Genomic DNA, 21,113 nt, shown 5'->3' with positions numbered 1-21,113 from the left:
CCCCACTCACTGCCCGCGCAGGTCTTCGAAGAAGGCCTGCTTGCCGTCCACCTGGCTGGACGCCCGTGGGGCCGCTGCGGCGTCACCATTGGCGGCCTCCACGTGCCAATAGCAGTGCTGTACTGCACGGGTCACCGCCACGTAGGCCAAGCGCTGTACTTCTTCCTTCTGTGCCGTATCGAACGGTTGGGCATCACCTGCCTTGCCCAGCCCGGCCTGGCGGTATACCTGGTTCTTGTAGGGTGAGCTGGTCAGGTACTGGCAGTCACCCAGCATGAATACCGCATCGGCCTGCAAACCCTTGGCACTGTGATAGGTCAGCTGGCGCAGCCGGCGCTGTTCGGCCGGTAGCGCCGCCTCGGCGTGCAGCACGCTTTGCAGGTGCTCGTTCATCAAGGCCCGGTCACTGCCCTTGCGGTACAGCATCATGACCGTCTCACCCCGCTGGTAGTGCTCGACAAGCGTTTCGCCCAACGCAGCCTCGTCACGGTCGAACACCTTGACCGGCGAGCCGGGCAACTCGGCCGCCGGGCCACTGGCGCGGGCTTTCTTGCCGGCAATCGCCGGGGTGCCCTTGACCAGGTGCTCGGCCGCATCGATCACCTGTTGCTGGCAGCGGTAGTTGTCGACCAGCATCACCCGCGTGTTGGCCGGCGACGGGAACGCCTTGGTGAACTCCATGAAATACCTGGGCGAACTGCCACGCCAGCCGTAGATCGATTGCCAGTCGTCACCCACGCACAGCAACGACGAATGCTGGGCATGGCGCCCGGTGTGCATGGCCGGGCCGCGGCGCCGTATTTCAGCGAGGCTGGCACGCAACCAGCTGACGATCTGCGGCGACACGTCCTGAAACTCGTCGATCAGCAGGTGCGCCAGCGGCCGCAGCAACGGATCGGGCAGCAGGTGCAGGTTTTCCGGGTTGTTCTCGCCAAACAGGGCGAACATGCGATTGTAGCTCATCACCGGCGGCGACTGGTCCAGCAGGTGCGCTTCCAGGGCCTTCCAGTAAAGCGCCAGGGCCTCGAAGAACAGTGCATCGCTATCGCCGGACGGGAAGCTCATCGCCGCCACCGCATTGTTCACCTCCAACCCAAGGTTTTCGATGAAATTGGCCGCACTGACGAACGCATCCAGCAGCGGTGCCGGGGCCAGTTCGCCCTTGACCTTGTACTCGAAGCCAGGCCCTGCCACGGCATCGCCCGCCAACGATGCCGCCAGGCGCCTGGCCATGGCGTAGTTGTCGAGCCAGATCAGCGGCCTGTCGCAGAACGCCTGCAGCAGCGTGCGCTTGACCGCCCACTCGGCACGCACGGTCAGCTTGGCGCCGGGGCGCTGGTACTGCGCGCTTTGTGCGGGGTCGAAGCCCAGCACCACCAAAGGCCCCTGGCCTTCCAGGCGGCCATGCACATGGAAGCGGCTGCCACGGATGTCGACCGTTTCGCGACAGGGCTCGATGCCCTTGATCGGCCAGACGCCAGCGGCGAACCACAGGTCCTCAATCACGTCACACAGTTCTTCGTCGCGCTGGGCGGCCAATTGGGTCACCTGTGCGCGCTTCTGCACATCGGGGTTGTTCGGGTCCAGCGGTTTCAGTTGCAAGGCTTCGCTGCGCAACTGGCCGACCAGCTCGGCAAAACGCGGGCTCTCGTCCAGCAAGCTGCTGTAGCACTGGTTCAGCTGCTGGCGCTGGGCATCGTTCAGCCGCAGGTCGAACGGGTTGCTGTCGGCCTCGGCCTCACGCCCCGCAGGCATCTCGTGGCCCAGTGTTTCAAATGCACGCACCTGGCCGAAGCCGGGCAGGCTGCGCACCAGCGGCAGGATGCGCGAATGGAACGTGCGCACCAGCTCGCGGGCCTGCACAGGCTGCAGGTTGATCTGCCACAGGGCGAACACCTGCAGCAGGCGCTTGATGAAGTCCTTGCGCGATTCGCGGGTGAAGGTGACCACGGTCATCGCATCCAGCTCGTAACCCAGGTAATGACGCAGCAGCAGGATGCGCAGCACCAGCGACGTGGACTTGCCTGCCCCGGCGCCTGCCACCACGCAGGTAGACGGGGTGTCACTGAAGATCAGCTTCCATTGCGCGGCGCTGGGCTGGGCTTCGGCGGGCAGGCGCTGGGCGACATCGGCCTTGAAGCGCTTCTTCAACTCGGCCGTCAACGGCAGGCGCCAGTCGTCGAACAAGTTGTCATCCTGGCCTGGCACGGCGGCGCTGTCGGGGCGCGTATCGCGGATCACCAGCACCTGGCGCCCCGCTTCATAGCCCTCCACCCGACCACGCTCGAACCCTTCACGCACGCCATCGGCATGGCCAGTGCGCTGGCCTGTGGCGTGGCCGAGGAACCACGAGTCGCGGTGCTGCGCTTGCAGCCGGGTCAGGCCACGCCCCAGCAAGCGGGCGGCCAGGCGGCGAAACCAGGGCAACTGGGCAGGAGGGGTAAGGTCGGCGGGGGCCAAGGGTTGCTCGTGGGCCACGGTCACTCCGTTGTAAATCAAAACAGCAGGCATGTTCGCCGCATCGACGAAAAATCGCCAGCGAATGCTTGCAGATCAGTGGATTAGGCGATGAAGCAAATAAAACGCCGCCGAAAAAACATCTATAAAACAGATTGTTTTAAGCCGATATTTACGCTTATTTTCGATGTTTCTTTAGCGCATCATGGCGTCATTCCACTGATTCAAGGAGCACGACCATGCTGCAACTGCGACCCTTCGAAAGCCTCGGCCACGCCAACCATGGCTGGCTCGATGCCCACCACCATTTCTCGTTTGCCGAGTACTACGACCCGGCACGCATGCACTGGGGTAACCTGCGGGTTTGGAACGACGACCTGATCGCGGCCGGCAGCGGCTTCCCGCCGCACCCGCACCGCGACATGGAAATCATCACTTATGTGCGTGAAGGCGCGATCAGCCACCAGGACAGCCTGGGCAACAAGGGCCGTACCGAAGCCGGTGATGTTCAGGTAATGAGCGCCGGTACCGGCATTGTGCACAGCGAGTACAACCTGGAAGACATCGATACACGAATTTTCCAGATCTGGATCGTGCCGGAGCGCACCGGTGAAGCACCGCAGTGGGGTAGCCGGCCGTTCCCCAAAGGCGAGCGCGGTGAGGGCTTCGTGACCTTGGCCAGCGGCCGCGCGGGTGACGAGGACAGCCTGCAGATCCGTACCGATGCCCGCCTGGTGGCTGCCACCCTGCGAGCCGGTGAAACCGCCGAGTACCACTTCGATGCCGAACGCCGGGGTTACCTGGTGCCGGCCAAGGGGCTGGTGGAGATCAACGGATTGCGGGCCAAGGCGCGCGATGGCGTGGCGATCGAGCAGGAAGCGGTGCTGCGGGTGACCGCCATCGAGGACAGCGAGATCGTGCTCGTGGATGTGGCCTGAAAACCAGGCCTGTGACGATCCATGTCGCAGCGCAAGGCGGCTCCCCTGGAACAACCGCTAACCCGTCGGTTTAGCAGTGTTTTGTGGGGGCTGGCTTGCTGCGGTGGAGCTCTCCGGCTATCGCAAGGCAGCGATCATACATTGGCGCCATCAGCCAGCCTGCACTAGCGTTGTGCCACCAGCCAGCCCGACGTTCCTGCGGAGCACTCGATCATCATGCCAGACCTGCGCCCGACCCCGACGCTGTGCCTGGAATACCGTGCCGAACAGCCCATCCACGACGCTTTCATCCAGCAGGCCAGCCGCTGCCCGGCGGCCATTGCCATCATTAGCCAGCACACAACCTGCAGCTACTCCCAACTGGAGCAGATCAGCGCGGGCATTGCCGCGTTTCTGGTTAAAAACGCCGCCAGCGGCACCGATCGTGTGGTCATCGTCACCCACCACGCACCGTTGGTGCACTTCATCGACTGGCATGTGCGCCAGCACGGCTTTACCCAGGCCGACACCTTCTCGCTGCTTTCTGGCCTGGGCCACGACCCGGTATACCGCGACGTGTTCACGCCACTGTCGCTTGGCGCGACCATTGCCTGCCCGGCCCAGTCGACCCTGACCGACCCCTCACGGCTGGCCGGCTGGCTTCACCAGCACGGTGTGAGCGTGATCCACCTCACCCCGCCGCTGGGCAAGCTGATCGAAACTGGCGCACACCTGAACGGCCAGGTTCTCGCCCAACTGCGCTACCTGTTCTGGGGTGGCGATGCACTCAGCCCGACGCAGTACCAGCAGGTCCGCGCCATCGCACCGAATGCCGTCAATGTGAACTTCTACGGCACCACCGAAACCCCACAGGCCATGGCTTTCCATACCCTCGACCCGGAAATGGACAATGCCCGGGTGCCCTTGGGAAAAGGCATTGCCGATGCACAGTTGCTGGTGGTCAACCCGGCCAACCAGCTGGTCAGCGAGGGCGAGACAGGCGAGATCCTGATCCGCAGCCCCTACCTGTCGCGGGGATACTGGGACGACCCGGGGCTGACCGAAGCCAAATTCATCGCCAACCCGTTCACCGCTGACGCGGCCGACCGCTGTTACCGCACGGGTGACCTGGGCACCTATCTGGCCGATGGCAGCGCCCGTTTTCTGGGGCGCGCTGACAGCCAGGTGAAAATCCGGGGGCATCGCATCGAGCTGGCGGAAATCGAGAACGCCATCTGCCGTCTCCCGCAAATAGGGCAATGCGTGGTCCTGGCCAACCACGACAGTGCATCGACCCGTCTGGTGGCCTATTGCGTCGCGCAGCAGGACATCCGTGCTGACGAACTGCGCCAGGCCCTTAGCGGCCAGCTGCCTGACTACATGGTTCCGGCGCTGTTCGTGTTCCTTGATGCCCTGCCGCTCACCCCCAACGGCAAGGTCGACAAACGCGCGCTGCCTGCGGCATTTGACGACAGTATCAACCCACCGTTGTCACCCTTGGCCGAAAAGCTGAGTACAGCCTGGGCCCGCATCCTCCAGGTACCGCGCCTGGACGCCAGATTGAGCTTTGTCGAACTGGGCGGCGACTCGCTGTCGTTCGTGCAGGCGTCGCGTGTGCTCGAAGCACTCATCGGTCACCTGCCTGAACGTTGGGAAACCCTGCCGGTGTGCCAGCTGGCCGAGCTGAGTGCGCCGCCCAAAGGCGCGTGGCGGGTAATGGAAATGCCGGTGTTCATCCGCATGCTCGCCATCATCCTGATTGTGGTCGGCCACCTGGGTGATTTCGACCACTGGCCGATACTCGGCGAAACCTCGGTGCTGTTCCTGGTCTCCGGCATCGCCCTGGCGCGCTTTCAGCTCAAGGCCATCGAAGCGCGTGGCGATGCACGCACGCTGCTCAGGCCACTGGCAGCCATCGTGGTGCCAACCCTGTTGTACAGCGCATTGATCCAGCTGGTATTCGCCCGGCTGCACTGGCAATCGCTGCTGCTGGTTTCCAACTGGTTCCCCGCCAGCGAGGTCAGCCTGTTCAACTATTGGTACATCGAAGTGTTGGTGCAGATGATCGTGATCATTGGCCTGGTGCTGTCGATCAGGCGCGTGCGTCAGGTGCTGGTTGCCGACCCGTTTCGCTGGCTGATCATCGCTGCCTGTGCACTGGTGGCGCTGGATGTGTTCCTCAACCAGTTCGTATTCGACGCCAGTGCCCTGCTCAATCGGGTACCCCAGCACTTCCTGGCGGTGATGGTGCTGGGCATGGCCGTGCACCATGCCGACACGACCTCACGCAAATGGGTGGCCAGTGCGGTGGCCGTGCTGGTGGTTGGCGAGCTGGACCTGATGGCGGTTGCCGGTGTTGGCTGGCAAGCGCTCACACGCTATGTCGACATCGCCCTGCCAGCGATACTGGCGCTTGTCTGGTTCCGCTCGGTGCCAGTACCCGCCCTGGTTGCACGGGCAGGTGCGGTGATCGCTTCGTCAACCTTGTATATCTACTTGACGCATTTCCAGTTCGAGTCGGTGGCGGAGCATGTTTTCGGGCACCCGCTGTTCGAGGTGGCCCTGGCACTCGCTGGAGGGGTACTGGTGAGCTATTGCTGGAACACCCTGTTGCGTCTGCTGTTTACCCGCAGGCGCAAGCAGCATCAGGCCCGTGGAGCCGATCCAGCTGAACGCGTCACCTCTGCCTGAACGAAGATGCCCCGCCAGCGCATGCACTACGCGCGTCCGGCCAGTTCAGCCAGCACCTCGGCCGAGGTGGTGACCTGGCGGAAGTGGTGCTTCCACAGGTCGGTCCCCAGCTTGCCCGAGCGGTCCAGCGACGACCCTATTGTCATGTCTGTCACCAGCGTGGGCATCAGCCCTGCATCGAACAGGGCAAAGCCGGCGGCCAGCACGCAGGTTTCGGTCTGTAGCCCACACACAAGCACCCGCTCTACACCCAGTTGCCGGATGTAGTCGATAGCTTCGGCACTTTGCCCATAGCCATGCTTGACGAACACCTGGTCGGCCTCGACCAGGCTCTCGTCCTCGGCCGCCGGGTGCCAGCCGAGCTGGCGCTCGAACGGCGTGACCTGTTCATCGTGCAACTCGACCGAGGCTATGGTGGGAATGTTCGCTGACAACCGCCGCAAACCATCGACCAGCCACTCGGGCGGGCTGAAGGTGGACTGAACATCGACGATGAGCAAAACCTGGCGCATGGGCGGATTCCGGCACGGGCAAAAGGCGCGAAGTATAACGCGAAGCAACTGCCGTGGTCGCTGGACAGGCCCGGGGAAACATTCAGCGACTCTTTGCGCGGGAAAAGGGGCTGCTGATGGTGCCGGCGATGATGCCCCAACCGATATGCAAAATGGCGCGGAGTATGACGCGTGGCGCCGGGCTTGATCATCGGTCGTAGGGCATTCTCCATCGACGCTACCCGCACCAGCCCGTGATAGCAGCCAAACCGGTAGCAATGCCACACCAGGGCCTGGTCAACGCTCATTGGCGCAGTGGTGGTTGATATCATCTACCCATGGTTCAATCTGCCTGAACGGTTGTGATATTACGGTGTTCGGCAAGTGGCAGGACTAGCAGGACATACCCTTCGAAGACACCATAATCACCGCTATCGAAGGTTGCGCTTATCAATGCGAAGCGGGCTGTCTCGTCTATACCCGGTGTATAGACTCCTGCCGAAACACTACCGGGTCCGTAGCGCACCTCCCAGTTGACGCCCTCCGGCGGGAACGGGGTTTGACTGACATCCAACACCGCTTTCGTACCAGCAGGGTCAACAGTGGCGCTCAGCGTCATGGGCGTCAACTGCCCCATCTCGGTGATCAGTACACAGGTACTGGTTTGTTGGCTTTCAGGGTCTGTCACCTGGATTTCTTCAACGACATAAGCAACTGTGCCTGTGTCGGCTGGGCTGGTGACCGTCACCGCCTGCCCCGTGCCCAGAGGTTCGTCCTGATAACGCCATTGCAAGGTCGCAGGATTGCCGAGCGTCCAGGCATTGAAATCGACGTCTCTGCCTGCCTGGGCAACCACAACCGCAGGGTTGGCTTGCAGCGTTTCGCGAACCACGGTGATCAAGGCCTTGCTTTGAATTGCCGGAATCAAAATATTGGTGGCTGTTACCAGCACGTGTGCGCATGACTTTGTCATGTCGCTGGCACTGGGTGCGGTAAAGACGCCTCCGTTAATAGACAGAGGAACACCTTCTGCAATGCCGGAAACGGCCTCAACGGACCAAAGCACCCGCGCCCAGGCAGGCTCGGCCTTGAATGTCGTGGTTTTACCTGCGAGCAGGGTAGTTTCCATCGGACTGACGTTGAAATAACCAGCAGCGGGATTTACCTTGCCGAAAAAAGCTATATCGTGCGGGGCCAAGAGTCTTGTCCCCGTTAAAATGCTCTGAAAATTTAACCTCAGCACATCGCTCGCTATTTTACTTGTGCGAGACTCGAAAATCAGATTGGTTTTCAGATTTTCCACCACACCATCCTGAAGCGTGATAAACCCCGAAGTACCAAAGCTGGTAAGACGCGTCCTGAGCAAGTCACTTAACCTGCCCATCGCCGGTTTTACCAAACGCCCGAGAAACTCGCTCGCAGAGCCGGAAGAATCACGTGCAGGCGGAGGCTTTATGTCGCCAAAAATCGGTTGAAAGCCAACCCGCTCGGCAAACCCATAGGATTCGCACACCAGTTGTGTCAAGCCTTCGGGATCAAAGCTGTATGCCAACTCTGCTTCATAGTGAAAATCTGCTTGCACAGGCGCCAGGAAATCATCCAGGTCAAAGTCTTCAAAGACCAGTCTGTCTCGTATTTCGCCCCTGGCGTCATCGATATTACTAAACCTGACCATCAGGTTGCCACGCATGGACAACCTCACCTTCCACTGGTTATCTATATTGCTGATGGTCAACGCATCGGTCATGTCTATGTTGGCTTCAAAAAATTCAAAAGTCCCCGTCACAGTCCAATTTGCGCCAAGCGCAGGAATCGTTACCGTCTCGTCAACCCACTGGTGCGGCAGGGTAATATATCCCTTCTTGCAGACAACCGCCGGTAAGTCGCCATCACGCCGGAGCAACTCAAACTCAGCATCCTTGATCACACCGCCGAAGGCGCTTACGAACTGCGCGAGCAACAACCGTTCCGTATTGAACAGGACGGTTGCAGTATAGTCACCATCATTGGGTATTGCGTACTTGTAATCCGCGCCTGGAAAATGCCCCCCCGCTCCATCCTCCATATCGACAAACAGCACGACTGCACCCTCCACATCGGTGGGACCCCTTCCCCTGGCCTGGGTACGCAGGCTAAACGAGACGGGGCGATGCAACTCGACATTGCGCTTTGACAAATGGCCAATCGGAAACTGACGCTGTTCATCAAGCAGCGCCGAAAATTTCTGCCTGAAGAATTCGGTCAGCAAGCGCGTCTCGCCGGTGTAGCACGGCATTGAAAAATTTTCCGTTTCACTGAGATCCAGACGGATCGTGTCAGTTTCATCCACGTGGCCACCAGACGCCTCCAGGTCAATGTCCAGACTCAGATCCGCGTTTTGCACACCCCCTAGCACATCCAACTGGCGCACCTGCCACTGTTGACTCTTGAACATCAGCGCGTACGCATTGGCTTCGGCAATTGTAATCAGCAGGTGCGCCTTGTTACCAGCAAGGTTCACATCGAAAATCAATCTAGGCAACGTGAGACTACAATTGGACAAGGCAAAACGATAGTCAGGCCCGTTGCCGATGAATCCGGAAATGGGCGGTAAACGATTCGCTGTATTGAAGCGCCGAATGGACGTTTGCTTCAATAGCGCATTAATCTTTCCTCCATCAATGAAGAAAACCATGTCCCAGCCCAACAGGCGTGTTTCTTCACCTAACCATTTGACCAGTTCAGCGGTTGAATAATCCATGTTTCTCTCCGCATGTCCATTGTTGGCGCCAAACACTCGAACGACTGTTCAGAACACTCGCGCTTCATTTGATGTGCAGACGGATTTCGCTACAACTGGCAGTTTTGTCAGGTGCCATGCCTTTTACGTGGCTCATTTTTCCCCTGCCTAGGCCCGAACCACCGATGTAGAGGCCGCCCCTTTCGATGCGATCGTTGCCAGTTTCAAGGAAGGGGGCACCAGCCCTGCAGGCTGCCGTAGCTGCGACGTATTCCTTCAGGCCATGATCGGTCACCCTGCCGCGGACACCCTGAGCCATGCCCGTAGACCTGCAAGCGTTGTACCCCAGGCTGATCCACCTGATGCTGGATACGGTATTCGTGGTCGACAGGGACAACCAGATTGTGTTCGTCAGTGATGCCTGCAAGACACTGCTGGGCTACGAGGCCTGCGAACTGATCGGCACGCCGATCACCCGCTACATGCACCCTGACGACCTCGCGGCCACGCGCGCCTCGATCATGCGGGTGATGAACGGCCAGCCGCACTACGACTTTTGCAACCGTTACCTTCGCAAGGACGGCAGCGTGGTGCACATTCTGTGGGCGGCCTGCTGGTCTGATGAGGCCCAGGCGCGTATCGGCGTGGCGCGGGACGTTACCGCCCAGCGCAAGGCCGAAGACGAACTGCGCTTCCTCGCCCATCATGACCCGCTGACCCGGCTGGCCAACCGCGCCATGTTCAATGAACGGCTGGACACCGCCCTGGCCGCGGCCCGGCGTCACAACCGCAGGCTGGCCCTGCTGTTCCTCGATATCAATGACTTCAAGCAGATCAACGACAACCACGGCCATAGCGTGGGTGACCGGGTACTGTGCACGCTGGCCCGCCGCCTGGAACGCTGCGTTGGGGCGGCTGGCACGGTAGCGCGGATGGGCGGCGACGAATTCACCGTGCTGTTGCCCGATTGCCCATCGCCGGAGGCCATTGCCACGCACGTACAGCACATTCTCGCAGTCATGGCCGATCCGCTCGACGCCGAGTTTGCCGGCATCGATGCACCGTCCTGCAGTATTGGCGTAGCCCGCTTTCCCGAAGACGGCAACGATGCCGACATGTTACTGCGCCATGCTGACGGGCACATGTATCGAATCAAGCGCCAACGCGCTGCAACTGGCTGAAGGCAAGGGCACACCGCATGGCTGAACAACCGCAAGCAACTGCCGGGCAAACACCCGCCTCAGTCGGCCTGGGCCAGGCATTGCTGTTCTGGCTGAAGCTGGGCTTCGTCAGTTTCGGCGGCCCGGCCGGGCAGATTGCGATCATGCACCAGGAGCTGGTGGAGCGGCGCCGCTGGATCAGTGAGCGGCGTTTCCTGCATGCCCTCAACTACTGCATGTTGCTGCCCGGGCCCGAAGCCCAGCAACTGGCCACCTACATCGGCTGGCTGATGCACCGCACCTGGGGCGGAGTGATTGCCGGCGCTCTGTTCGTGCTCCCGTCGCTGTTCATCCTGATCGGCCTGTCATGGGTCTACCTGACCTGGAGCGAAGTTCCGGTGGTCGCCGGGATTTTCGAAGGGATCAAGCCGGCCGTGACCGCCATCGTCGTGCATGCCGCCCACCGCATTGGCACGCGAGCGCTGAAGAACGGCTGGCTATGGGCCATTGCCGCTGCCTCGTTCGTGGCCATTTTCGCGCTTGACGTCCCCTTCCCGCTGATCGTGCTGGCGGCCGCACTGCTGGGTTATGTCGGCGGCCGGCTACTGCCGGCACAGTTCGCGCCCGGAGGGGGCCACAACGCAGCCAGGGCCAGCCAGCGCCCGGCACTGATCGACGACGATACCCCGATACCCGCGCACGCCCGCTTCAGCTGGGGCCGCTTGGTGACCTTGCTGCTGACGGTTGCGGCGCTTTGGCTTCTGCCCATGAGCCTGCTGATGGCAACCTTTGGCTGGCACGGCACACTGACGCAAATGGGCTGGTTCTTCACCAAGGCGGCGCTGCTGACCTTCGGCGGTGCCTATGCGGTGCTGCCCTATGTCTATCAAGGGGCTGTCGGCCACTATGGCTGGCTGTCGCCCACACAGATGATCGATGGCCTGGCGCTGGGCGAGACCACGCCTGGGCCGCTGATCATGGTGGTGGCCTTCGTCGGTTTTGTCGGTGGCTACCTGCAGCCGATGTTCGGCGCCCACCAGGCGTTCCTCGCGGGCGCAGTGGCAGCGGGCCTGGTGACCTGGTTCACCTTCCTGCCCTCGTTCCTGTTCATCCTCGCCGGAGGCCCGCTGGTGGAGTCGACCCACAACGAACTGAAGTTCACCGCCCCACTGACCGGGATCACTGCGGCGGTGGTGGGGGTAATCCTCAACCTTGCGCTGTTCTTCGGCTACCACGTGCTGTGGCCGGCCGGGTTCGATGGCGCGTTCCACTGGTCCTCGGCTGTGATAGCGCTCGCGGCGGCTGTGGCGCTGTTCCGCTACAAGCGCGGGGTGATACACGTGTTGATCGGCTGCGCCGTTGCCGGGCTAGCCCTTCACCTTTTCCGCTGATGGAGCCGATCATGCGCAACCCTGAAGACGCCTTGCTCGACAGTTGGCACCATAACGCCCAGGCCTGGATCGACGCCGTACGCCACGGCGCCATCGAAAGCCGTCGCCAGGTCACTGACCAGGCCATCCTGCTGGCCATCCTCGGCCGCCAGCCCGAACGGGTGCTCGACCTGGGCTGCGGTGAAGGCTGGCTGCTGCGCGCGTTGGCCGACCGGGGTATCGAGGCCGTGGGCGTCGACGGCGACAGAACCCTGGTGGATGCAGCGCGGGCTGCGGGCGCGGGTGAGGTGCACCTGGCCAGCTATGCGCAGTTGGCTGAGGCGAAGGTGCATGTTGGCAAGGACTATGAACTGATCTGCGCCAACTTCGCGCTGTTGCACCAGGACATCATTGAACTGATGTCGGCCATGCGTACTTTGCTGGTACCCGGCGGTGCGCTGGTGATCCAGACCCTGCACCCGTGGAGCGTGGCTGATGGGGATTATCAGGATGGCTGGCGAGAGGAGTCTTTTGCCGGGTTCGCCGGGAATTGGCAACCGATGCCTTGGTATTTCCGCACCCTGGCCAGCTGGCTGAATGCGCTGGACATGGCGGGGTTGCGACTGGTCAGTCTGCAGGAACCGCAGCATCCGCAGAGCGCGGTGCCGCAGTCGTTGTTGATGGTGGCTGAGCGTCACTGAATCGGGCCGTAACAATCCTGTGGAAGCAGGGTTCACCCCGCTCCCACAAGACAGGCCGGTGCAGGCGACTACAGCACCGGCTTGCGCGCCGCCCCGCTACGGGCCTTGGCCATGGCTGCCAGGCGCACCGCAACGTTGGCAGCGCCGTAACCAGCGTACCCCGCCTTGCGCTGGATGATCTCGAAGAAGAAACGCTCCTCGAACGGCTCGGTATAGACGTGGAACAGCTCGCCACCTTGAGCGTCGCGGTCATACAGCACGTTGTAGTACGCCAGCTCACTGAGGAACTCGTCGTCGAAATCGAAACGCGCCGCCAGGTCGTCGTAGTAGTTCAGCGGGATTTCCAGCAGCGGTACCCCTGCCAGCTTGGCCCGCGCCACTTCGCGGAATATATCGTCACAATCGAAGGCGATGTGATGCACGCCCGAACCACGGTAGCTTGAAAGCGCATGGGCAATGGCGGTGTTGCGGTTTTCCGAGATGTTCAGCGGCAGGCGCAAGGTGCCGCACTGGCTGCGCAGGGCGCGGCTCTTGACCAGGCCATACGGGTCGGGCAGCACCACTTCGTCGTCGGCGGCGAAGTCGAACAAGCTCTTGTAGAACAGCACCCAGCTGTCCAGCGACTCGGCCGGCAGGGCCAGGGCCATGTGGTCGATGCGGCGCAGGCCGCCGGTAGCGGTTGTGTTGTTGTCCAGGCTGAAGTCGGTGTCGTACAGGGTGTGGCCGGCAGTGCCCTGCTCCACCAGGTACAGCAGGCTGCCATCGGGCGCTCGCACCGCCGGCACTTCGCATTCGTTGGGGCCGACCAGGCCGCGGAACGGCTGGCCACGGAAGGCGGTGGCCCGCTTCAGGGCCGCTTGCTGGTCCTTGACCCGCAGCGCAGTGGCGCACAGCGACGGGCCATGGGCCTCGAAGAAGTTGTGGCCGAAGGAATACGGTTCAGCGTTCAGCACAATGTTGATATCACCCTGGCGCAGCAGTTGCACTTCTTTGCTGCGGTGCTTGCCGGCTTCGGCAAAGCCCAGGCGCTTCAGCCAGTTGCCCAGGCGCGCGCCGACGGCTTCGTCGACCGCAAACTCCAGGAACTCCACGCCGTCGTAAGCACTGGCCGGCGACGGGGTGAACAGTACGCCAGGTTCGATCGGCGTGTTTTCCTGCTCCAGGCGCAAGCGGGTCTGCTCTTCGAGGTACAGCAGCGAACGCAAGCCGTCGGCGGCATTCTGCCGGGTCGGTGCGGCGCGGAAGCCGTCGTTGAAGATTTCCAGCGACAGCGGGCCACGGTAACCCGTGGCGAGGATCGGCGCCAGGAAACCGGCCATGTCCATTTCGCCCTGCCCCGGGAAGCAGCGAAAGTGGCGGCTCCACTCCAGCACATCCATGGCCAGGATCGGCGCATCGGCCATTTGCACGAAGAAGATCTTGTCGCCGGGGATGTCGCGGATCGCGCTGGGGTCACCTTTGAGCGACAAGGTGTGGAAGCTGTCGAGGATCACCCCGAGTGCCGGGTGGTCGGCCTGGCGCACCAGGTTCCACACTTGCTGGTAAGTGTTGACGTGGCGGCCCCAGGCCAGCGCTTCGTAACCAATGCGCAGGCCACGCTTGCCGGCATGTTCGCCCAGCAGGCGCAGGTCGTCGACCAACAGTTGCTCGTCACCCAGGGCATCGGCCTGGACGTTGCTGCACACCAGCACCAGGTCGGTACCCAGTTCCTGCATCAGGTCGAACTTGCGTTCGGCGCGGTCGAGGTTTTTCTGCAGGCGGTCACGGCGGCAGCCTTCAAAGTCGCGGAAAGGCTGGAACAAGGTGATGGCAATGCCCAGGTCGGCGCACATCTGGCGCACCTGGCGCGGGCTGCCAGCGTAATAGAGCAGATCGTTCTCGAAGATCTCGACGCCGTCAAAACCGGCGGCGGCGATGGCTTCGAGCTTTTCCGGCAGAGTGCCGCTCAAGGACACGGTAGCGATCGAACGCTGCATGGCGGGAGTTCCTTGTTGTTGGAGGAATACGGTGCCATTCGGGCAAACAAGCCCTGTCACAGTTTATGGCACGATCGATTATTCGCAGGTAAAGTCGTCGCTTCAATCTCTTTGTACGGAATGGTTAGTTTTGCGTTCGATTATCGCACAAAACCCGTTTTAGCGAATTGCTAGACCGCGGGCCCGTGGTCAACATGGACCACAGACGCAGGCACACCGACCGTTGCCTCCTGCCTTGGCATAACCTCTGGCGGAACCTGCGCAAACAACAATAACAACGGAGACAACGATGGCTCACTCCAGCTCGCAAGCAAAGAAAGCGACCGCCAGTGGATGGATAGGCTCGGCACTCGAGTACTACGACTTCTTCATCTACGCCCAGGCCGCTGCGCTGATTTTCCCGCAGATTTTCTTCCCTAACACCGACCCGAAAATGGCCATCATTGCCTCGTTGGCCACCTATGGCGTGGGCTACCTGGCACGCCCGATCGGCGCCTTCGTACTGGGCCACTGGGGTGACACCCGCGGTCGCAAGAACGTCCTGCTGCTGTGCATGTTCCTGATGGGCCTGTCGACCATGGCTGTCGGCCTGCTACCCACCTACCACGACATCGGCTACCTCGCACCGGCCTTGCTGGTGGTGTTGCGCCTGATCCAGGGCTTTGCCGTGGCCGGGGAAATTTCCGGTGCCAGTTCCATGATCATGGAGCACGCGCCGTTCGGCCGAAGAGGCTACTACGCCAGTTTCACCCTGCAAGGTGTGCAAGCGGGCCAGGTTCTGGCGGCGGCGGTATTCCTGCCACTGGCTTACTTCATGCCTAGCGAAGCCTTTACCGAATGGGGCTGGCGCATTCCGTTCCTGATGAGCGCAGTCGTGCTGATTGCCGGCTTCATCATCCGTAAGGAAGTGCACGAAACCCCAGCGTTCGTTCAAGAAGAGAAACAGGACAAGGTTGCCAAGTCGCCCATCAGCGAGGCCTTCCGCCACAGCTGGAAGCACATGGTGCTGGTGATGTTCATGGCCCTGATGAACGTGATCCCGGTCGTGGCCACCATCTTCGGTGCGGCCTACGCGGTGCAGCCGGCGTATGGCATCGGCTTCGACAAGAGCGTGTACCTGTGGATTCCGGTGGTCGGTAACATCGTCGCGGTGCTGGTGATCCCGTTCGTGGGCAACCTGTCGGACAAGATCGGCCGTCGCCCGACCATGATCGCTGGCTGCCTGGGCTCTGGCCTGCTGGCCTTCGTCTACCTGTATGCGATCAGCATCCAGAACGTGCCAATGGCATTCGCCGCCTCGATCGTCATGTGGGGCATGGTCTACCAGGGTTACAACGCGGTGTTCCCAAGCTTCTACCCAGAGCTGTTCCACACCCGCTACCGCGTTACGGCCATGGCCATCGCGCAGAACATCGGCACCATGCTGACCGCCATGCTGCCCGCGCTGTTCGCAATGGTTGCCCCACCCGGCTCGGACAACATTCCGCTGGTAGTCGGTGGGCTGGCCTTCTTCATCACCGGCGTGTGCGCCCTGGCGGCCTACATTGCCCCGGAAACCCACCGCCTGGCGATGGACGACCTGGGCAACCCGGACGCCAAGCCGATGGAAAAGGCAGCCTATGAAGCCAGCCGTAAAGGTAGCTTTCAGGCGGTGAGCCACTGATAGATTGCAGGGGCTGCTTTGCAGCCCCTTCGCGGGCAAGCCCGCTCACACAGGCACCGTACAGGCTTCAGCCCTGATGCGATGCTGTGAGAGCGGGCTTGCCCGCGAAGGCTTCAGCCTTTGATCACGTCCTGCAGACGTGCCCACAGCCGCTGCACATCCCCCCGCTCGGTCGGCAGCGCACCGATCGAAACCCGCACCATCCACCGCCCGTCCAGTGTAGCCGGCGTCACATAAGCATCGCCGGATGCATTCAGCCGCTCGGCCCAGCCCTTGGTATGCGCATCCAGCGCATCCCCTTCAAGCCCGGCCGGTCGATGGCGAATGCACAAGGTTTGCAGCTGTACTGGCGCCAGCACTTCCCACTCCGCCGCCGCCTCGACCTGCCCCGCCAGCCATTGGGCATTGTCCAGGTCACGCCGCAGTCGCGCCTGCAATGCGTCGACACCCTCGCTGCGCAACATGAACCACAGCTTCAACGCACGGAACCGACGGCCCAGCGGAATCCCCCAGTCGCGCAGGTTCTTCACCTCGCCATCCACCGCCGACTGCAGGTAGCTGGGATTGGTGCTCATTACCCGGATCAGGTGCTGTGGATCGCGCACGTAGTAGATTGAGCAATCGAACGCCACACCCAGCCATTTGTGCGCGTTGACCACCACCGAATCGGCCAGCTCTATGCCGTCCCACATCCAGCGGCACTCGGGCAGGATCATCGCCGACCCGGCCATGGCCGAGTCAACGTGCAACCACAGCCCATTGGCCTGGGCGATTTCACCGACCGGGCGCAGCGGGTCGAGGGCAGTGGTCGTCGTGGTGCCGGTGGTGGCAACCACGGCGCACGGCTGGTTTCCGGCAGCCAGGTCCTGTTCGATCGCCGCCTGCAGTGCCTCTGGGCGCAGGGCGTAGCGTTCGTCGGTGGGAATCAGGCGGATATTGTCGCGGCCAAAACCTGCCAGCAGTGCAGCCTTGTCCACCGAGCTGTGGGCGTGGGCGCTGACATACACGATCAAAGGCTTGGGCTCGGCCTGCAGGCCACCACGTACCAAGGCGTAGTCAGTGGCGCGTTCACGGGCGCTGATCAGCGCCACCAGGGTGCTGGTCGAGGCGGTGTCCTGGATCACGCCACTCCACTGGCCAGACAGGCCAAGCAACTGGCGCAGCCAGTCGAGGGTGGTTTCTTCCAGTTCGCTCAGGGCCGGGCTGGATTGCCATGACAGGCCCAGCACCCCAAGACCGGTGCTGAGGAAGTCCCCCAGCACCGAGGACAGGGTGCCATTGGAAGGGAAATAGCCATAGAAGTCCGGGTGCTGCCAATGGGACAGGCCGGGCATGACCCACTGGTTGACATCATCGAGGATAGCCTCGAAGGGTTCGCCTTGGCGGGGCGCGGTTTGCGGCAAGGCAGCCTTGAGGTAGCCAGGTTCGACCTGGGCCATGACCGGGCGTTCGCCGACGGTCTGACGGTAGTCGGCAATCAGGTCGATCAGTTGGTGGCCGTACTGGCGGAATTGTTCGGGGGTCACGCTAGCTCTCCTGGGAGTTATCCATTGCCTGTGCAGGCCCTTTCGCGGGTAAACCCGCTCCTACAGCCGCGAAGCAGCCGCACAATCAACACAATGCCCCAGTCTAGGCACCTATCCCCAGCCGAATAACCCCGCATCACGCATAGCTGCTATGGCAAACCCGCATGCCCACCCTGCACCCCGAACTGCGACTGGCGCCACAGCTCGAACACCCGGTTGCGCAACCAGCGGTGCTCGGCCGAAGCCTGCAGGCGCTGGTGCCACACCACCCAATAGCGCTGGCTGTGGTCGATGAAGCCCAGTGGTCGCCAGGCCAGGTCATGCAAACGGCTCAGCTGTCGGGCAATGTGCTCGGGGACCGTGGCCACCGCCTGACTGTTGGCAATCACTTGTACCGTGGCGCAGAAGAACGGCACTTCGAGGCTGACCCGCCGCTGCAGGCCTTGTGCACGCAAGTGCCGATCGATGAAGCTGTCCTTGTCGCCACCGCCCGAAATGCGCACATGCTTGTACGCCAGGTAGTCGGCCTGGCTGAGCGCGGCCTGCGCGGCCAGCGGGTGATCCTGGCGCATCAGGCATACCGCGCGGTCCTCACCCAACAGCCGTCCGTGCAGGTTGGGCGGCGACTCGTCGAACAAGGTAGTCGCCAGATCGATTTCTCCGCTGGCCAGCAAGGCGTACTGGCCGGCCTGCCAGGTGCGGTACTCCAGCGATACACCTGGCGCTTCGCGCTCCAGCGCCGCCACCAGCAGCGGCAGCATGTGCTCGGCCACATAGTCCGAAGCGGCCAGGCAGAACCGCCGCTCGCAACGCGCCGGGTCGAAGATGGCGGGCTGGCGCAGCGCGTGCAGTTCTTCGAGCACCTGGCGCAAAGGCTCGACCAGGGCTTCGGCGTGTTCGCTAAGCACGTAACCACGCCCTTGGCGCACCAGCAACGGATCATCGAAGGCTTCACGCAGGTGGGCCAACTGGCGGCTCAGGGCCGATTGGCTGACGCCCAGGCGCTCGGCCGCGTGGCTGAGGTTTTTAAGCTGCAACAGGTGGTCGAGGGTGCGCAGGTGGGCGAGGCTGAGGGAGGCGAAGGTGGGGTTCATGCAGGCTCCCTGCGGTGGAATTCAAAAGCCTATTCGCGGGCAAGCCCGCTCCCACAGGGTTCTCACATCGTTCAGCATCGTGAAAAACCTGCGGGAGCGGGCTTGCCCGCGAACAGGCCGCAACGCGGCCCCGACGATTACTCGGTCAGGCCAACATAGACGTTCTGCACGTCATCGTGCTCGTCGATCGCCTCGAGAAACGCTTCGACCTCGGCCAACGCTTCGGCACTCAGGCTGGCCGCGCTTACCGGGTTTTTAGGGGTGTAGCCGATTTTCGCCGCGGTTACGGTGAAACCATGCTCCGGCAGGGCCTTCTGCACCGCGTCCAGGTCGGTGGTGTCGGTAATGAACAGGGTCGAGCCCTCTTCTTCACCTTCCTCGAAGTCCTGGGCACCGGCTTCGATCGCGGCCATTTCCGGATCAGCGTCAGCGCTCGCAGGCGTGGCTTCGATCAGGCCTACATGGTTGAAGTCCCACGCTACCGAACCGCTGGCACCGAGCTGGCCCTTGCGGAACAGCACGCGGATCTGCGCGACGGTGCGGTTGATGTTGTCGGTCAGGCACTCGACGATCAGCGGCACCTGGTGCGGAGCGAAACCTTCATAGCTCACCGCATGGTATTGCACGGCATCACCGTCCAGGCCTGCGCCCTTGCGGATTGCCCGATCCAGGGTCTCGCGGGTCATCGAAGCCTTCTTGGCTTGCACGATGGCCAGGCGCAGGCGCGGGTTCATGTCGGGATCGGCACCCGACTTGGCAGCGATCTGGATTTCCTTGGACAGCTTGCCCATGATCTTGCCTTTGGCATTGGCCGCTGTTTCTCTATGTTTGGCTTTCCACTGTGCGCCCATGTCGACTCTCTTGTTTCAGCGGCCGGTTCAGGAAGCGACCGGCCAAAAGTGGGTGCATTTTATACGCCCTCGAGCATGGGATCGACAAGAAATCTCATCAGCCTTTATCGGCTTTGCCCGCCGCCGCGGCAAACCGCGCCAACCGCACATCCAGCCTTCGTGGGCGCACACCACGATCTTCGGCCTGCTCCTTGCGGCGAATGGCATTGCGCACCACCAGCGAGCCCAGGTAGCGGATCGGCTCGGGCGGGAACAGCCCCAGCGGCCCTTTGACCAGCGGCGACCGGGTCCACGGGTTGTCCAGCCCCAGCGCCAGCGACGAAAGAATCTGCCCGCCCATGTGGCACGGGCCAACACCGCTGCCGGAGTAACCAAAGCCATAGAACACGTTGCCCTGCCCGTCCAACCGCCCAAAGAACGGCAGGCCGGTCACCGAGCGATCCGACGGCCCGTTCCAGCTGGCCGCCAGTGGCACCTCGGCCAAGGCCGGGAAAAAGCCGCCAAGGCTTTCGCGCAGCAAACGCCGATACGGCGACGGCTGGTCGAACACCGGCAACATGCGCCCGCCATAGGCAAACGTGTTGCCGCCCTTGCCGAGCATCAGCCGGCCATCGGAGGTGTTGTGGTAGTAATGCACGAAAATACGCGAGTCGAGCACGCTGATGCCGCTGTCCAGGCCGATCTGGCGCAGCAGCTCGGGGCACGGTTCGGTAATGACCATGTCGCTGGAAACGATCGCCACACTGCGCTCGAACTGCGGGAAGACGCGCGCCATCCAGGCATTGAGGCCCAGCACTACACGGTCGGCGCGCAGCGTGCCGTGGGCCGTGCGTACCTGCACCGGGGCGCCGTGTTCCAGGCCGGTCATGGCGGTGCCTTCGTAGAGGCGCACGCCGCGCTGTAAGGCCACGCGGCGCAGGCCGCGCACCAGTTTGCCAGGCTGCACGGTGGCGGCGGCCGGCGAGAACCAGCCCTCCAGGTGCCGTGCCGAACCGGCCAGGCGCTGCACCTGCTCCAGCGGCAAGCGGCGGAACGAGTTGATGCCCTTGTGCTCCAACGCGGCGATCACCGCGTCGGTGGCACCGACCTGCGCTGCGTTGGTGGCCGTGTACAGCGTGCCGTCCAGGCGGAAGTCGCAGTCGATGCCATTGGCCGCGCAGAACACACCGATGTCTGCGATGCTGCGCTCCGACTCGCGCACCAGCCGCACCGCCTCCGCCGCCCCGAACAGGCGTTCGAGGGTGAAGTACTTGGCCGACCAGGACAACGCACACCCCCCATTGCGGCCGCTGGCACCGGCACCACAGATGTCGGCCTCGATCAGCACCACATCCAGGGCCGGTACCGCTTCCTTGAGCATCAGTGCCGTCCACAGGCCGGTGTAGCCGCCGCCGACAATGCACACATCGCAACGGGTATCGCCTTGCAGCGGCGGGCATACCGCCTCCTGCGCCGAATCCAGGGCCTGTTGCAGCCAGAAGGGTCTCATTCGCTCGC

The 21,113-nt window shown here is 62.5% G+C and carries 14 protein-coding genes; 6 read left to right on the top strand and 8 right to left on the bottom strand.

Going from position 1 to position 21,113, the window contains the following annotated elements; translation table 11 throughout:
* Positions 1–6: 6 nt before the first annotated feature.
* Complete coding sequence (locus tag ACF8FG_RS05365) at positions 7–2,511, bottom strand: UvrD-helicase domain-containing protein (RefSeq protein WP_019438981.1); 2,505 nt, start codon at positions 2,509–2,511, stop codon at positions 7–9.
* A 185-nt stretch (positions 2,512–2,696) separates the two neighbouring features.
* Here ACF8FG_RS05365 and ACF8FG_RS05360 point away from each other — a divergent pair, with 185 nt between their 5' ends.
* Positions 2,697–3,395: a pirin family protein gene (locus tag ACF8FG_RS05360; RefSeq protein WP_014591479.1), complete on the top strand. Its 699-nt coding sequence runs from the start codon at positions 2,697–2,699 to the stop codon at positions 3,393–3,395.
* A 216-nt stretch (positions 3,396–3,611) separates the two neighbouring features.
* A complete protein-coding gene (locus tag ACF8FG_RS05355; RefSeq protein ID WP_144180273.1) occupies positions 3,612–6,065 on the top strand; it encodes an AMP-binding protein in 2,454 nt (817 codons plus the stop codon).
* A 26-nt stretch (positions 6,066–6,091) separates the two neighbouring features.
* Here ACF8FG_RS05355 and ACF8FG_RS05350 read toward each other — a convergent pair whose 3' ends face one another.
* Both ACF8FG_RS05350 and ACF8FG_RS05345 read right to left on the bottom strand, forming a co-directional pair.
* Entirely contained in the window at positions 6,092–6,577 is a 486-nt protein-coding gene (locus tag ACF8FG_RS05350; RefSeq protein WP_003250798.1) for an isochorismatase family protein, read from the bottom strand.
* Positions 6,578–6,899: 322 nt separating this feature from the next.
* Positions 6,900–9,296: a hypothetical protein gene (locus ACF8FG_RS05345; RefSeq protein ID WP_014591481.1), complete on the bottom strand. Its 2,397-nt coding sequence runs from the start codon at positions 9,294–9,296 to the stop codon at positions 6,900–6,902.
* Between the two features lie 296 nt (positions 9,297–9,592).
* Between ACF8FG_RS05345 and ACF8FG_RS05340 the strand changes: the two genes are divergently transcribed.
* Genes ACF8FG_RS05340 through ACF8FG_RS05330 form a run of 3 tightly spaced genes read left to right on the top strand, consistent with a single transcriptional unit; the run spans position 9,593 to position 12,506 of the window.
* Positions 9,593–10,456 carry a sensor domain-containing diguanylate cyclase gene (locus tag ACF8FG_RS05340; protein ID WP_019438977.1) on the top strand — a complete coding sequence of 288 codons (864 nt, stop codon included), beginning with the start codon at positions 9,593–9,595 and terminating at the stop codon, positions 10,454–10,456.
* 17 nt (positions 10,457–10,473) lie between these two features.
* On the top strand, positions 10,474–11,826 hold the full coding sequence (chrA, locus tag ACF8FG_RS05335; protein WP_014591483.1) for a chromate efflux transporter: 1,353 nt from the start codon (positions 10,474–10,476) through the stop codon (positions 11,824–11,826).
* 11 nt (positions 11,827–11,837) lie between these two features.
* On the top strand, positions 11,838–12,506 hold the full coding sequence (locus ACF8FG_RS05330; protein ID WP_318077696.1) for a class I SAM-dependent methyltransferase: 669 nt from the start codon (positions 11,838–11,840) through the stop codon (positions 12,504–12,506).
* Between the two features lie 68 nt (positions 12,507–12,574).
* Here ACF8FG_RS05330 and quiC read toward each other — a convergent pair whose 3' ends face one another.
* Positions 12,575–14,482, bottom strand: coding sequence for a 3-dehydroshikimate dehydratase QuiC (quiC, locus tag ACF8FG_RS05325; protein ID WP_318077697.1), 1,908 nt, complete (start codon positions 14,480–14,482; stop codon positions 12,575–12,577).
* A gap of 289 nt (positions 14,483–14,771) precedes the next feature.
* On the opposite strand from quiC, the gene ACF8FG_RS05320 reads away from it, so the two are divergent.
* A complete protein-coding gene (locus ACF8FG_RS05320; RefSeq protein WP_019438974.1) occupies positions 14,772–16,145 on the top strand; it encodes an MFS transporter in 1,374 nt (457 codons plus the stop codon).
* A 113-nt stretch (positions 16,146–16,258) separates the two neighbouring features.
* Here the strand turns inward: ACF8FG_RS05320 and ACF8FG_RS05315 are convergent, their stop codons facing one another.
* From ACF8FG_RS05315 to ACF8FG_RS05300, 4 genes are all read right to left on the bottom strand, one after another.
* A complete protein-coding gene (locus ACF8FG_RS05315; RefSeq protein ID WP_014591487.1) occupies positions 16,259–17,671 on the bottom strand; it encodes a DOPA decarboxylase in 1,413 nt (470 codons plus the stop codon).
* Between the two features lie 149 nt (positions 17,672–17,820).
* The gene (locus ACF8FG_RS05310) at positions 17,821–18,765 is read right to left on the bottom strand and encodes a LysR family transcriptional regulator (RefSeq protein ID WP_014591488.1); all 945 of its coding nucleotides are present in this window, start codon (positions 18,763–18,765) and stop codon (positions 17,821–17,823) included.
* A gap of 137 nt (positions 18,766–18,902) precedes the next feature.
* Positions 18,903–19,616 (bottom strand): YebC/PmpR family DNA-binding transcriptional regulator, encoded by a 714-nt coding sequence (locus ACF8FG_RS05305; RefSeq protein ID WP_004575404.1) that lies wholly within the window; start codon positions 19,614–19,616, stop codon positions 18,903–18,905.
* A 97-nt stretch (positions 19,617–19,713) separates the two neighbouring features.
* The gene (locus tag ACF8FG_RS05300; protein WP_014591489.1) at positions 19,714–21,105 is read right to left on the bottom strand and encodes an FAD-dependent oxidoreductase; all 1,392 of its coding nucleotides are present in this window, start codon (positions 21,103–21,105) and stop codon (positions 19,714–19,716) included.
* Positions 21,106–21,113 lie beyond the last annotated feature (8 nt).

The organism is Pseudomonas sp. YQ_6 (assembly GCF_043103245.1).
Classification (GTDB): domain Bacteria; phylum Pseudomonadota; class Gammaproteobacteria; order Pseudomonadales; family Pseudomonadaceae; genus Aquipseudomonas; species Aquipseudomonas alloputida.
The sequence above is the reverse complement of the archived record's forward strand: the minus strand, read 5'-3'. Positions and strand labels throughout refer to the sequence as shown.

Bases quoted from the DNA above. Each gene is read 5' to 3' on its own strand.
- ACF8FG_RS05365 (WP_019438981.1), bottom strand. From the start codon at position 2,511: ATGCCTGCTGTTTTGATTTACAACGGAGTGACCGTGGCCCACGAGCAA.
- ACF8FG_RS05360 (WP_014591479.1), top strand. From the start codon at position 2,697: ATGCTGCAACTGCGACCCTTCGAAAGCCTCGGCCACGCCAACCATGGC.
- ACF8FG_RS05355 (WP_144180273.1), top strand. From the start codon at position 3,612: ATGCCAGACCTGCGCCCGACCCCGACGCTGTGCCTGGAATACCGTGCC.
- ACF8FG_RS05350 (WP_003250798.1), bottom strand. From the start codon at position 6,577: ATGCGCCAGGTTTTGCTCATCGTCGATGTTCAGTCCACCTTCAGCCCG.
- ACF8FG_RS05345 (WP_014591481.1), bottom strand. From the start codon at position 9,296: ATGGATTATTCAACCGCTGAACTGGTCAAATGGTTAGGTGAAGAAACA.
- ACF8FG_RS05340 (WP_019438977.1), top strand. From the start codon at position 9,593: ATGCCCGTAGACCTGCAAGCGTTGTACCCCAGGCTGATCCACCTGATG.
- chrA (WP_014591483.1), top strand. From the start codon at position 10,474: ATGGCTGAACAACCGCAAGCAACTGCCGGGCAAACACCCGCCTCAGTC.
- ACF8FG_RS05330 (WP_318077696.1), top strand. From the start codon at position 11,838: ATGCGCAACCCTGAAGACGCCTTGCTCGACAGTTGGCACCATAACGCC.
- quiC (WP_318077697.1), bottom strand. From the start codon at position 14,482: ATGCAGCGTTCGATCGCTACCGTGTCCTTGAGCGGCACTCTGCCGGAA.
- ACF8FG_RS05320 (WP_019438974.1), top strand. From the start codon at position 14,772: ATGGCTCACTCCAGCTCGCAAGCAAAGAAAGCGACCGCCAGTGGATGG.
- ACF8FG_RS05310 (WP_014591488.1), bottom strand. From the start codon at position 18,765: ATGAACCCCACCTTCGCCTCCCTCAGCCTCGCCCACCTGCGCACCCTC.
- ACF8FG_RS05305 (WP_004575404.1), bottom strand. From the start codon at position 19,616: ATGGGCGCACAGTGGAAAGCCAAACATAGAGAAACAGCGGCCAATGCC.
- ACF8FG_RS05300 (WP_014591489.1), bottom strand. From the start codon at position 21,105: ATGAGACCCTTCTGGCTGCAACAGGCCCTGGATTCGGCGCAGGAGGCG.